Source organism: Paenibacillus sp. S150 (assembly GCF_019352175.1).
Classification (GTDB): Bacteria; Bacillota; Bacilli; order Paenibacillales; family Paenibacillaceae; genus Paenibacillus_AQ.
In genome coordinates, this window is sequence record NZ_JACBYI010000040.1 from 1 (window position 1) to 12,142 (window position 12,142).

The 12,142-nt window shown below is 48.5% G+C and carries 14 protein-coding genes and 1 rRNA gene; 2 read left to right on the forward strand and 13 right to left on the reverse strand.

The features are described from left to right. The 3 genes from HYD27_RS25245 to HYD27_RS25255 form a co-directional block, all read right to left on the reverse strand. Positions 1 to 124 (reverse strand): 16S ribosomal RNA (locus tag HYD27_RS25245); the annotation flags it as partial. Positions 125 to 490: 366 nt separating this feature from the next. Next, the gene (locus HYD27_RS25250) at positions 491 to 721 is read right to left on the reverse strand and encodes a hypothetical protein (protein ID WP_219219811.1); all 231 of its coding nucleotides are present in this window, start codon (positions 719 to 721) and stop codon (positions 491 to 493) included. Between the two features lie 250 nt (positions 722 to 971). Continuing rightward, positions 972 to 1,580: a stage II sporulation protein M gene (locus HYD27_RS25255; protein WP_375373943.1), complete on the reverse strand. Its 609-nt coding sequence runs from the start codon at positions 1,578 to 1,580 to the stop codon at positions 972 to 974. A 111-nt stretch (positions 1,581 to 1,691) separates the two neighbouring features. Here HYD27_RS25255 and pdaB point away from each other — a divergent pair, with 111 nt between their 5' ends. Next, positions 1,692 to 2,495, forward strand: a complete 804-nt coding sequence (gene pdaB / locus HYD27_RS25260; RefSeq protein WP_219219815.1) for a polysaccharide deacetylase family sporulation protein PdaB — start codon at positions 1,692 to 1,694, stop codon at positions 2,493 to 2,495. A 45-nt stretch (positions 2,496 to 2,540) separates the two neighbouring features. On the opposite strand, the gene HYD27_RS25265 is transcribed toward pdaB, so the two are convergent. After that, positions 2,541 to 3,362: a PPK2 family polyphosphate kinase gene (locus tag HYD27_RS25265; RefSeq protein ID WP_219219817.1), complete on the reverse strand. Its 822-nt coding sequence runs from the start codon at positions 3,360 to 3,362 to the stop codon at positions 2,541 to 2,543. A 195-nt stretch (positions 3,363 to 3,557) separates the two neighbouring features. Beyond that, positions 3,558 to 4,106: a KinB-signaling pathway activation protein gene (locus tag HYD27_RS25270; RefSeq protein ID WP_375373944.1), complete on the reverse strand. Its 549-nt coding sequence runs from the start codon at positions 4,104 to 4,106 to the stop codon at positions 3,558 to 3,560. A 170-nt stretch (positions 4,107 to 4,276) separates the two neighbouring features. On the opposite strand from HYD27_RS25270, the gene gerD reads away from it, so the two are divergent. Further along, positions 4,277 to 4,966, forward strand: a complete 690-nt coding sequence (gerD, locus tag HYD27_RS25275; RefSeq protein WP_219219819.1) for a spore germination lipoprotein GerD — start codon at positions 4,277 to 4,279, stop codon at positions 4,964 to 4,966. A gap of 50 nt (positions 4,967 to 5,016) precedes the next feature. On the opposite strand, the gene HYD27_RS25280 is transcribed toward gerD, so the two are convergent. The 8 genes from HYD27_RS25280 to truA all read right to left on the reverse strand — a co-directional run bounded on the left by HYD27_RS25280 (position 5,017) and on the right by truA (position 12,059). Next, positions 5,017 to 6,132 carry an Mrp/NBP35 family ATP-binding protein gene (locus tag HYD27_RS25280; RefSeq protein ID WP_219219820.1) on the reverse strand — a complete coding sequence of 372 codons (1,116 nt, stop codon included), beginning with the start codon at positions 6,130 to 6,132 and terminating at the stop codon, positions 5,017 to 5,019. Positions 6,133 to 6,223: 91 nt separating this feature from the next. Then, on the reverse strand, positions 6,224 to 6,970 hold the full coding sequence (cwlD, locus tag HYD27_RS25285; protein ID WP_219219823.1) for an N-acetylmuramoyl-L-alanine amidase CwlD: 747 nt from the start codon (positions 6,968 to 6,970) through the stop codon (positions 6,224 to 6,226). Positions 6,971 to 7,042: 72 nt separating this feature from the next. Beyond that, the gene (sat, locus tag HYD27_RS25290) at positions 7,043 to 8,218 is read right to left on the reverse strand and encodes a sulfate adenylyltransferase (protein WP_219219825.1); all 1,176 of its coding nucleotides are present in this window, start codon (positions 8,216 to 8,218) and stop codon (positions 7,043 to 7,045) included. A 37-nt stretch (positions 8,219 to 8,255) separates the two neighbouring features. Beyond that, a complete protein-coding gene (locus HYD27_RS25295; protein WP_219219827.1) occupies positions 8,256 to 8,948 on the reverse strand; it encodes a phosphoadenylyl-sulfate reductase in 693 nt (230 codons plus the stop codon). 353 nt (positions 8,949 to 9,301) lie between these two features. Then, positions 9,302 to 10,027 (reverse strand): sulfite exporter TauE/SafE family protein, encoded by a 726-nt coding sequence (locus HYD27_RS25300; protein ID WP_219219829.1) that lies wholly within the window; start codon positions 10,025 to 10,027, stop codon positions 9,302 to 9,304. A gap of 170 nt (positions 10,028 to 10,197) precedes the next feature. Beyond that, entirely contained in the window at positions 10,198 to 10,590 is a 393-nt protein-coding gene (gene rpsI, locus HYD27_RS25305) for a 30S ribosomal protein S9 (RefSeq protein ID WP_025706574.1), read from the reverse strand. A 20-nt stretch (positions 10,591 to 10,610) separates the two neighbouring features. Then, on the reverse strand, positions 10,611 to 11,048 hold the full coding sequence (gene rplM / locus HYD27_RS25310) for a 50S ribosomal protein L13 (RefSeq protein ID WP_020427049.1): 438 nt from the start codon (positions 11,046 to 11,048) through the stop codon (positions 10,611 to 10,613). 231 nt (positions 11,049 to 11,279) lie between these two features. Further along, positions 11,280 to 12,059 (reverse strand): tRNA pseudouridine(38-40) synthase TruA, encoded by a 780-nt coding sequence (gene truA / locus HYD27_RS25315; protein WP_219219831.1) that lies wholly within the window; start codon positions 12,057 to 12,059, stop codon positions 11,280 to 11,282. Positions 12,060 to 12,142: the final 83 nt, after the last annotated feature.

Consider the following 12,142-nt stretch of genomic DNA (forward strand, 5'->3'; position numbering starts at 1 on the left):
TGTTACTCACCCGTCCGCCGCTAAGCAGGAATGGAAGCAAGCTTCCATTCCTGCTCCGCTCGACTTGCATGTATTAGGCACGCCGCCAGCGTTCGTCCTGAGCCAGGATCAAACTCTCCAAATTGGTATTCAGAAAGAGCGATTGCTCATTTTGAAACATCTGACGAGAATAAAATATTCTCTTGATGAATTCCTCAAGCGTCCAAGACGCTGTGAAACCCACCGGTTTTGGAATCACCGAAGTGAATTCCGATACTCACTCGTTGTTCAGTTTTCAAAGATCAATATCTCGTTTTCCGTTCATCACCGTGTCTCAGCAGCGACCTTTATAATATATCACAGCGCCCAAGCGTTTGGCAAGTTTTTTTCAAAAATAATTTTCATCTTTTCCTGCCGTCAGCTGCTCTTCAAAACAATGAAAAGGAGCGCGAGATATAATGTATCACAGCGGCTCCCTTTTAGTCAACCTATTAAGTTAAAAACAAATCCTCTAATGTTTAGTCTGAGAATAACGTCCTCCCCATGCGTATTTCGAAAGCTCTTTCTGGGGGGCAAACCGCGCGTACATACGGAACACCGTTTTATATCGGTTGGCAATGGCATGCCTGATATTTTGGTCCAAGCGTTGATCACTTAAATCAAGGAGCATTTCATCCAGCTCTTTACGCAACACATAATCCAGCTCTTTGCACTCCTTCTCGTTGAACAACATTCCCAGCATATGCTTGGCCTCCTTCATGAAATTAAATTCAACAAAATCCTTAAATGCCGGTGCTTGTGCAATAGAAGATAGTCCATTGAATGGGGAAAGCTGTGTAATATATCCACTTACACTAGATTAACCGGAGCATCGTATCTGTAACCATAATTATAAAAAAATTCCTTTATGGCTTTCTACGGCTCCACGATTGCAACTCCCTGGCAATCCCAAAATTTAATGGCTTTAATGTTATGCTCATTTCTCTGAAATTTTATGATAAAAGTGAAAATGTAATTGTACTCTCAATGACCGCAGCCACGAACAGCAGAATAACTGTCCATATGGAAGCCCTTAGGGTTTGACGCATAAAGATTGGCCATGCACCGCTTCTCTGTTCTCTGGTGGCAGCAGAGCTGAACAAATCGGAGATAACTTTCCAGCCAAACTGCAACCCAAACGCGCATGCGATGATAATCGCCGGTATTTCAATAATCCCATGCGGAAGCAGTCCCTTAACAATAAGCTCAAACAAATCCAGCCCCTGCAGCGCAGACAAATGAATCAGATAGCCGATCACCGCGCCATTAATCAATAGAAAAAGTGCCGGCAGTATTCCAAATATCGCGCCAAGGAAGATAATAAGCACGCCTTTGATGCTGTTGTTCAGAAATATAAATTGAAAAAAACTCCACTGCGGATGTGAGGCTTCCTTGAGGCTGCCGCTGATTTCACTTAGACCCTCTAACTGCTGGGACAACAGTCGTTGCAGACTGCCGGTACCCATCCATCCCATCACTCCTCCTGCGGCAAATAATATAAGAGCGAGCAGCAAGGCTTTGCGTATCGTAAATAAATCTCTGGCAAAATTGGAGAATGACAACATAATTACCTCCTGAAAGTATGGTTGGACATATATACGGTCATAAGCGTCCTGTACGAGCATACATTTAGAACAAACAAGCATTTCGCATGGGAGAGGAGCGCTGACATTATGAATTCTTTTTATGTATTCAGCGGCAAAAAGATAAAACGGTTCTTCTACATCTTTGCCGCTGCGCTTCTTGCTGCCGGTGTCGTCTATGTCGAGAGAGGCAATATCACCGTTTTTTCTGAAACGGCCCCTTCCGCCATTTACAGCGTGCCGACGGAGAAGAAGCTCATTGCTTTAACGTTTGACATCAGCTGGGGAGAGAAACGGCCAGAACCCATTTTAAAAGTGCTCGAGGACAAGAAGGTGGATAAAGCGACTTTTTTCCTGTCTTCGCCCTGGAGCAAAACGCATCCGGAAATTGTCACAAGCATTAAAGACGCAGGGTACGAAATCGGCAGCCACGGGCACAAGCATGTGAACTACAGCACGCTGAGCAATGAGGAAATTAAGACCCAAATTACAACTGCCCATACTGTGCTGACCGAGCTAACCGGCAAAGAGCCTAACTTGATCCGGATGCCCAATGGGGATTTTGACAAAAGAGTACTTCAGGTAGCTGGCGATCTGGGCTATAAGGTTATCCAATGGGATACTGATTCGCTGGACTGGAAAAACATCGGTGTGGACAATATTGTGAACCGCGTGACCAGCAAGGCGCATCCCGGTGATATTGTGCTTTTGCACGCCAGTGATTCCTGCAAGCAGACGCATGAAGCCCTTCCGCTTATTATCGATAAGCTGCGCAGCCAAGGCTATGAATTTGTCACTGTATCCGAACTGATCAGCCAAAGCAGTGCCGAAGGTACGGAGGTCCGTGATTCCGCTATGCTGAATGAAGGGTTAGAGGATGCTGCGGGACTATAAATATACAGTGACGCAGTTCTTCATGGTTAACTTGAAACAAGCTTTTTAGTGTCGTGGGGAAATGAGCTCCGAAATATCGGGTGTGGGGGTATCCAGCTTCGGATAACTCAGATCAAGGCCCTCCAGTGTCTTGACTACGATGGCTAAAGCCAGATAATTGCGGTACCATCGGCGGTTCGCCGGAATCCAGTACCAGGGGGCTTTGTCAATACTGCTCTCCTTGAATACATCTTCATATGCCGCTTGATAATCATCCCAGTACTCCCGTTCCTGCAAATCACTGGCGTCGAATTTCCAATGCTTGGTCGGGTCGTGCAGCCGTTCCTGGATTTTTTCAAGCTGTTTATCCTTGGAGATATGCAGAAAGAGCTTGATAATCGTTGTGCCTTCTTCCGCAAGCATTCCCTCAAACTCGCGGATGTAGCGGAAGCGGCGCTTCATCTCTTCTTTTTTCAGATTGCCATGCACGCGGGGGACCAGAACATCCTCATAATGCGAGCGGTTGAAGGCAGCGATATAGCCTTTGGGCGGTGTTTTCATGTGCACTCTCCACAGAAAATCATGAGCTTCTTCCTCCAGGGAAGGCTTCTTGAAGCTGGTAACTATAAACCCCTGGGGATTAATGCCGGAAAAAATGTGCTTGACCGTTCCATCCTTCCCGCTGGAGTCCATCCCTTGAAGAATAACCAGCAGGGAATGCTTTTTCTGGGCAAAAAGAATATCCTGCAGTTCGGCGAGACGCTCCTTGAGCTTTGCCATTTTGGCTTCAGCTTCCTCTTTGGATTTGAAATCACCGCTCTCGTCGGGATCGAGTTTTTTCAGGATGGATTCGCTTGTGTCTTTTATCATATAGCGCTTGATGTTCATATATTCCCCTCCTTAAGGTTTTGAACCTTCTTAGTTATGCAGACTGTCCTTTAAGATTAACCTGGTGCCGCTGATTTTAATCGTATCAAGAAGAAACGCTATGCCGTCCCATTCGGGATGGTCTAAAAATCCTTATATTTTCGATAAAACCCCGACTTCTCTTGATAGAGGAGCGGGGTTATTTGCTGCATTTCTTTATGCGGAAACAGGCTTCAAGATACGGTGCAGCATCAGTATTTGGAATGCATTGCAGGCAAGCAGCGGGATCACAATAAATACAGTGGCACTGTCTACTCCTATACGGAGCACGCCGATAATTTCCACTATGGTGATCGCTGTCATAAAGAAAAAGGTAGGAATCCAGGCTGAAATATTCGTGCTCCGCACTTTGAAGTAAGTAACAATAATGGCAGTAAGCAGAATTCCGAGGCCCAAAAGCAAATCAGAGAGGACATTTCTGCCTTCACCCACAAAGGTGCGCAGGAAAATCAGTTCAAGCAACGCCAGGGCAGACAGCACCATCTGAATGTACTGCCAGCTCCTCCGGGGGAAAACCCCGATTCCCATATAATTCAGGATCAGATATGCGAAGAACCCCAGCTGCGCGTAAACGCTGACAAGCATGCCATAGCCCAAAAGAATCAGCGGATAGACCAAGGAATCGGCTGTGCTTTTAAAATCAATACGCCCGTTCACTGTCTGCAGCGCCAAGCCGGCGATAACCGCCCCTCCCGACCCGATCAAAAGCGTGGTCCAGAATAAATAAAACCATTTCCTTATATTCAGCCTGTTCACCTCCCGCGTGTCAGATTTATTTTACCAAGCTTACCGCCAAAAAACCATTGCGGCATAACATAAAAGTGTGCCGCTGCGGCATACTACATGCAGGAATCCCATAAAGGAGGGCAGCGCCAATGAAATGGAGGACTTTGTGGACCGGAGGCTTCTTGCTCTGCATGACAGTGGCTCTAACGGCCTGCGGAAGTGAACAGAGCAGTTCCTCTTCCGGACAAGGCAGCTATAAGGAAATGAAGACCATGGTTGTAGATATATTAAAAAGCGAAGAGGGGAAAAAAGCGGTCGAGGAAGCTCTGTCCACCCCAAGCTCAGGGTCAGAAGGAAGCAGTGTCAGCGGATTAAGCATGAAAATGATGCCGCTGCAAACCACCGAGCAAATTCGGATCGCAGTAAAGGATACAATCACGGCACCGGAGTACCAGAAGGAAATCGAAAAGATTATGACAGATCCGCAGTTTGCAGGAGACTTCGCCAAAGCAATCAATTCTCAAAGCAAAGAGCTTCACCTTCAATTAATCAAAGATCCATCGTACCAAAAGTCGGTCGCAGAAATCATGAAATCACCCGAAATGATGAAAATGTTCCTTGATCTTACCAAAACCTCAGATTACCGCAAGCAATCCATGACTATCATGCAGGAAGCGATGCAAAATCCATTGTTCCGAATGGAAGTGCTCGATCTTTTAAAAACGGTAGTGCAGGACGAGCTGCAGCCTAAGGTTGAAAAAGAAGGGGAACAAGAAGGACAGGACCAGGGAAGCGGCGGCGACAGTCAAAAGCAAAGCAGTGATGATTCAGGCTCCTGATTTAGGTTCAAGAAAAAGAGGCGTACCCTAGGGCGCGGCCTCTTTTTGGTTTACTCCTTACTCTCGTATCGGATGATCAGCTTGTCAGCAATCTCAGCGAACAGCTGTGCGGTTGCAGTCTCGGCCTTATACACAGACGGCGAGAAGTCCGGTTCGGATATGTGATTGTCAGGCGCGCCGAGCGGTATCTGTGCAAGCAATTCCGTGTGCAGGGTCTCCGCCAGTCTGGCACCGCCTCCCCGGCCGAAGATATAATCCTTCTTGCCGCAGGAGGAGCATTCATAATAGGCCATGTTCTCAATGACTCCCAGGACCTCATGGTCGGTCTGCAGCGCCATTGAACCGGCTCTGGCTGCCACAAAGGCTGCTGTCGCATGCGGGGTAGTAACAATAATCTCCTTGCTGTGCGGCAGCATCTGATGGACATCCAGCGCCACATCGCCTGTACCCGGAGGCAGATCAAGCAGCATGTAATCAAGTTCTCCCCAGCCGACATCGCTGAAGAACTGGCGCAGCATTTTGCCGAGCATCGGCCCCCTCCAAATCACAGGGCTATTCTCACGGATAAAAAAGCCCATGGACATGACTTTCACTCCGAAACGTTCAACAGGAATAATGGTGCCTTCTTCTACAATCGGGCCTTCCTCAATCCCCATCATATCCGGAATGCTGAAGCCGTAGATATCCGCGTCAATAAGCCCGACTTTTTTGCCTTTCCTGGCCAGTGCAACTGCCAGATTGACCGTTACTGTCGACTTGCCCACTCCACCCTTGCCGCTGGCAATCGCGATGAAGCTCACACCCGAGTTCTCGCTGATCAGCTGATGCCCCTCAAGACCCGCTGCATGCCCTTTCAGCGTCTCCCCTTGTTCCCGTTGCGGCTTGTCCTCCGTGCTCTCTCCGCGAAGAATAGCGCGCTCATAATCGGTGGCATCGCGCAGCCGGATATGAACATTGGCCGCGCCACCCTCATCCAGCAGATCCCGCACTTTCTGTTCAAGCTCCATGCGGCTTTTCTCTTCGGTATCCGGACATACGATTGAAAGTGAGATCCGGTCTTCCTTGACCATGATATCGCGGATCAGCTGCAATTCAATAAGGCTTTTTCCGGATTCCGGGTCGGTAAGCGGCTGCAATAATTCCTGGATTTGTTCCCTGGTCAGCATGGAAAACACCTCTTTTTCCTCTCCGGACGGGTAAGGTACCGGTATTTTGATCTATTATAACATTACCCTTCCGCCGATGCGTAATAACCGGTTAAGGCTGCTCCGAGGTGTAACGCAGAATCCCGCGGTAGATGCTGGTGGCTACCTTCCGCTGATAGACATCGTCTCCAAGCAAAGCTGACTCCTCAGGGTGTGAGAGGAAACCCACTTCCACAAGCGCGGCGGGCATTTTCAGAGCCTTCAGCAAGTATACGGTATTCACGGTCTTGGCTACCCGGTCGGTATTCCCAAGGGTGGCCTTGAGTTCATCCTGCACAAAACCCGCTAATGCTTTGTTCCCTTCGTTGTTTGGGTAGTAGAAGGTCTGGGCTCCGCTCCAGCGTCCCGAAGGCACACTGTTCATATGCACGCTTATAAACAGATCGGCCCCCTTTTCTTCAATACTTCTTACCCGCTGCTTCAGATCTTCTGTCTTGCGTTTGGAATAGCCCTTGGTATCCTGCTGGGCCAGGTCATAATCCCCTTCACGGGTCATGACCACTATTGCTCCTGCCTGCTGCAAGTAATCCCGCAGATACAGAGAAACCGATAGGTTGATGTCCTTCTCAATCAGGCCCTCCCGGCTGACCGCCCCCCCATCCGGACCGCCATGGCCGGCATCGATGGCAATCACTTTGCCGGACAACGGCAGGCTCCAGTAATTCAGCGTTTTGGCGGTTGGCATATCGTAGGCGATAATGCCGATCATTACCGCCAGCAGGACAGCGCCCAACATGCTTTTTTTGATGCTGCTCCATGAGATCCAGACCGAGACTTCCCCCTGCTTTCGGCCAGACATAACAAAGACCCCCTCGTCCCGATAGATTCTACTCATCTATATGGGACAAGAAGGCCAATTAGTACTGGCTGTTTAGGATTGTGCAGTAACTTCCGCCGACATTCCTTCAATGAGAATTTCCGCAACTTCCGGGCGTGTGAATTCGGGAGGAGGGCATTTGCCATCCCGCAGCAGCGCACGCACCTTCGTACCGGAGAGTGTCAGATGCTGGTCGCCTGGATGCGGGCAGGTTTTGCTGGAAGCCATATTCCCGCATTTCACGCAGAAAAAGCTGTGCTCGAAAAACAACGGGGAAATCCCCAGCTCATCAGCCGTAAAATTCGAGAAAATCTCTTGCGCTTCGTAGGTCCCGTAGTAATCCCCCACACCCGCATGATCACGGCCGACAATAAAATGAGTACAACCGTAATTCTTGCGCACCATCGCGTGAAAGATCGCTTCCCGTGGTCCGGCATAACGCATGGCAGCGGGAAATACACCAAGAAAGGTGCGGTCTTCCGGATAATAGTTCTCCAGCAGAGCAAGATAGCTCTTCATGCGCACATCGGCAGGGACATCGTCAGATTTAGTCTCACCCACCAAGGGATTAAGAAACAGCGCATCTACAACCTCCATAGCACATTTCTGAATGTACTCGTGTGCACGGTGTACCGGATTGCGTGTCTGAAAGCCTACAACGGTTCTCCAGCCTTTCTCAGCAAAGATTTGACGCGTCTCGGAGGGGTCAAAGTAAAACTCTCCGAATTTTTGCGGCTGCGGACGATTCAGAACGGTAATGGGGCCTCCCACATAGGTTGTCGGTCTAGCCAGCAATTTGCTAACGCCTGGATGTGCAGGGTCAGCCGTTTTGAACACATTCTGCGCTTCAAGCTGCTGATCTACGCTATAAATGCTCTCAATGTCGAGCAATCCATATATAACTCCGTCTTCATCACCTATCAGCGATACTGTATCACCCACAGCAAGCCCGGAGGCCGCTTCATCTTCTACAGACAATGTTACAGGGATACTCCATACAGTACCATCCGAGAGACGCATGCTTTTAACAACAGACAGGTAATCCTCTTCATTCAAAAAGCCGGTAAGCGGAGAAAACGCACCTACCCCGATCAAATCCAGATCTGATAAGGTCCAGGTGTTCACGGAAATTGATTTGTGGCCCGAAGCCTGCCGAAGCAGTTCTTCTCTGTGTGTCCCTTCCGCGACACGCTGTATCAGTGTTCCACCATGAGGAAGTATTGAAGTCATCTAGGTTCTCTCCTTCTGTGCATTTCGAATTCTGTCCCTATTTATGCAGCCCGCATTCTGTCTTGTCCGAACCGGCCCATCTGCCCGCGCGCGGATCTTCGCCAGGCATAACTGCCCGTGTGCACTGCTCGCAGCCGATACTCGGGAAATTACGGTCATGCAGCGGGTTGTACACAACATCGTTCTCACGGATATAATTCCAGACATCCTCAGAGGTCCAGTTCGCAATCGGATTAAACTTGACAAGACCGAACTTATTATCATATTCGACTTTTTTGGCATTGGCGCGTGTGGGTGCCTGGTCACGGCGGATTCCTGTAATCCAGGCATCATATTGCGAAAGAATCCGGGTTAGCGGCTCTACCTTGCGAATTGCACAGCATTGGTTGGGATCGGTATTCCATAGTGCCTCGCCATACTGAACCGCTTGCTCTTCCGGAGTAATCTGCGGTGACACGCGGACGAATTCCATGCCGTATTTTTCAGCCATGACGTCTCTGGTTTCATACGTTTCCTTAAAATGATAATCCGTATCCAGATAGAAAACGTCAGTAGACGGGCTGACCTTCTGGATCATATCTACAAGCACTACATCTTCGGCTCCAAAGCTGCAGGCAAAAGTTATATTAGGAAAGGTTTCTACGGCCCATCGGATAATCTCCTCTGGCGCGGCATTTTCCAGTTCCTCAGCCTTTACTTTAATCAAATCCTCTTTCTCCAGTAAATTCATTATTCTATTCCTCCATCCTGGTATCTCAAAAGCAGTCATCAGCATTCAGCGCCCGTTAATCCCAACTAATCTTATATGGAATAGTATAAGACATACAGGGCTGAAGTCAATAGTTTTATCCATTTTGGGTAAAAGTTTTGACTAGAAGCAAAGCTCCCGCTGCTGTCCAGAAGCTTGTAAGCATAAAAAAAGACCCCAGCGTTATCCGGCAGGGCCAAATCAGGCATGAATGTATGTAAAGCCTACTAAAAAGCTCAGACAAGCGGAAATGGCTTCGCCGTCCTTATAAGGACGCTGTTTCAGTGAGAAAGATAAGGCTAATTTATAGCGTGAAACATTAAATTCTTGTCTTTTCAAAAAAACGCAGTCCAAAGCATTGAAACCCCAGAGCATGCCAAAAGAACATCCAGCACATATCGGAATGAGCCAATACTCATTTTTCGAACAATATTTTTGGCCAAAAAAGTCCCAACAGTCAGCGAACTGCCTACTATAAGCCCCTGTATGATTACATCTGCCGAAAGAGCGCCTAACCCACCGAAGGTTGCAACCTTGCTGACATAAAGAGCAAGTGAGCTTGCAGCTTCTGTAGAAAGAAAGGCCCCTCTGGCCAATCCATAAAATGTAAACGCCGGGACACTAAGCGGGCCTGTGGAGAGTACTATACCTGTCAAAAAACCTATGATGCCTCCAGCCAAAGCAAGCTGCGAAAGACGTATCTTTATGTTTTTCGCAGCAAGCCAGTGTCTAAAGGGAATCATAGCCAAAAAGAAAATCCCAAGACCCACATCAATGAAGCGTATGGGTAAATCCAGCAAGACTTTTGCCCCTGCCGCCGCCGCAGGTATTCCAGTCATTGAATATGCGGCAAAAGCTTTCCAATCAATTTCTCTCCTCCAAGCAACCACTCTTGATACGTTTGCCATAACAGCTGCAACAGCCATAATGGGAACGGCTTGCTTAGGGCCAAAAGAAATAACCAGAACCGGAAGCAGCATGATCGACGATCCCGTCCCTACGATGCCGCTGATTGCTCCTGCTGCCATACCGACAATTAATACGAATAAATACTCTCCCAATGAAAACACCTCATTGGCTGCAATTATACCCTGTAAATATTCAAAAGGATATAGCACAGGAATGGCTGAGAACACGCAGATGAAATAAGGTCACAGCGTTTTCTAATGATAAAATTAAAGCCCCTGGCCATAAAGGCCAAGGGCTGAAATCCGTTGATGCAATGCAGTTTTTAACGTTTCGAGAACTGAGGCGCACGACGTGCAGCCTTGAGGCCGTATTTCTTACGTTCCTTCATACGTGGGTCACGTGTCAGGAAGCCGGCTTTTTTTAGAGCTCCGCGGTATTCAGGATCAACTTTCAGCAACGCACGGGAAATCCCATGACGAATTGCTCCAGCTTGACCCGAAATGCCGCCACCGTGTGCAAGAACGATTACATCATAGTTGCCCAGAGTTTCCGTCAGGTTCAAAGGTTGTTTGACGATCATCTTAAGTGTTTCCACACCGAAATATTCGTCCATCTCACGTTTGTTAATGACAATGCGTCCTTCACCCGGTACAAGGCGAACACGTGCTACCGAATGTTTACGACGACCTGTCCCATAGTATTGTACTTGTGCCATGAAACTGTCCTCCTCTATTCTTATCCGCGAAGTTCGTAAACTTCAGGTTTTTGTGCTGCATGTGGATGCTCGGCGCCTGCATATACTTTGAGTCTCAGCTTCATGTGATCCCCTTGGCGGGTCTTCGGAATCATGCCGTGTACGGCGGATTCGATGACGCGTTCGGGTTTAGTCTTCAGCAGATCCTCAGCAACAGTAACTTTCAAGCCGCCCGGGTGCATCGAGTGACGGTAGTATTTCTTGTTTTGCAATTTCTTGCCTGTCAGATGAATCTTCTCAGCGTTGATCACAATTACGAAATCTCCAGTATCAACATGTGGAGTGAATTGCGGTTTATGTTTGCCACGGATCAAAGCAGCGGCTTCGCTTGCCAAACGACCAAGTGTTTTGCCTTCGGCATCAATAATATGCCAATTGCGTTCAACTTCGTTCGGCTTCGCCATATAGGTGGTACGCATGAATGTTTCCTCCTTGTTCTCGTACGAAAATCATCTGTTTCGTATATCTAAGTTCTCATTGAATTACGATTATGTGAGTTAAAAAAAGCTTGTTTTTGGCATTTTCCTGATCGGGGCTGTGGGATAGCCATCAAGAAAACACAACTTTTATATTACAGCATAAACATAACTAGTGCAAGTAATTTCTAACATTCAGCGTATATTTTTTTCAAAAAACAAATGGCTGAACGCCTAGAATTCCGCCTCGTCATATTCCACGCTCCACAGTGCCAAGCCCTTAGCCACAGCCGTAGGTCCTGCCGCCGCACGGTCGCAGGCTGCCAGAATATCGGCAACCGCCTCCGCTCGAATCTTGCCTTCACCCACATGAATCAGCGTACCCATAATTATGCGGACCATATGCTGCAGAAAGCCGCTGCCCGTAATATAAGTATGAATAACCCCCTGGTCTGAATATCCGCTGCAGCACATACTGCGGTCAATCTCCATATGGGCCTCAAAAACCGTCCGCACATGAGAGGTCTTCGTAGACTTCCTTGACGCGAATGATGTGAAGTCGTGCGTGCCCACAATATGGGCCAAGCCCTGCTGCATAGCCGGAATATCCAGCTTAACCGGATGATGATGCTGCCAGCGCCGCTGGAAAGGGTCCGGGAACCGGTTGCCGTTAATCGTATACCGGTAGGTTTTGCGTTTAGCCCCTCTGCGTGAGTGGAACTCAAGCGGGACCTCCCGCGCTTCAGTGACCACGATATCCTGCGGCAGCCGGGCATTCAGAGCCAGGCACCAGCGCTCGAGCGGAATTTTGGATGAGGTCTGGAAGTTAAACGGCTGGCCATACGCATGCACACCCGCATCTGTCCTTCCTGAGCCCGTAATCTTGAGCGCCTCGCCGGTCAGATGCAGTATGGCATGTTCCAGATGGTCCTGAATCGTATTGCCCTGAGGCTGGGTCTGAAAGCCATCATACCGGGTTCCGTCATAATTGACCTTCATCAACAGATTACGCATACCGTTCTTCCTTTCAACTGTTCCAACCCGCAACTGCTGTTCACCGTCAAAAAAAAAGAGCCCCGGCGGGAGCTCCTTCTACT

What these genes read in the sequence shown, in the direction of transcription:
- HYD27_RS25250 (WP_219219811.1), bottom strand. Translation starts at nt 721, where the DNA reads ATGCTGGGAATGTTGTTCAACGAGAAGGAGTGCAAAGAGCTGGATTAT.
- pdaB (WP_219219815.1), top strand. Translation starts at nt 1,692, where the DNA reads ATGAATTCTTTTTATGTATTCAGCGGCAAAAAGATAAAACGGTTCTTC.
- HYD27_RS25265 (WP_219219817.1), bottom strand. Translation starts at nt 3,362, where the DNA reads ATGAACATCAAGCGCTATATGATAAAAGACACAAGCGAATCCATCCTG.
- gerD (WP_219219819.1), top strand. Translation starts at nt 4,277, where the DNA reads ATGAAATGGAGGACTTTGTGGACCGGAGGCTTCTTGCTCTGCATGACA.
- HYD27_RS25280 (WP_219219820.1), bottom strand. Translation starts at nt 6,132, where the DNA reads ATGCTGACCAGGGAACAAATCCAGGAATTATTGCAGCCGCTTACCGAC.
- cwlD (WP_219219823.1), bottom strand. Translation starts at nt 6,970, where the DNA reads ATGTCTGGCCGAAAGCAGGGGGAAGTCTCGGTCTGGATCTCATGGAGC.
- sat (WP_219219825.1), bottom strand. Translation starts at nt 8,218, where the DNA reads ATGACTTCAATACTTCCTCATGGTGGAACACTGATACAGCGTGTCGCG.
- HYD27_RS25295 (WP_219219827.1), bottom strand. Translation starts at nt 8,948, where the DNA reads ATGAATTTACTGGAGAAAGAGGATTTGATTAAAGTAAAGGCTGAGGAA.
- rpsI (WP_025706574.1), bottom strand. Translation starts at nt 10,590, where the DNA reads ATGGCACAAGTACAATACTATGGGACAGGTCGTCGTAAACATTCGGTA.
- rplM (WP_020427049.1), bottom strand. Translation starts at nt 11,048, where the DNA reads ATGCGTACCACCTATATGGCGAAGCCGAACGAAGTTGAACGCAATTGG.
- truA (WP_219219831.1), bottom strand. Translation starts at nt 12,059, where the DNA reads ATGCGTAATCTGTTGATGAAGGTCAATTATGACGGAACCCGGTATGAT.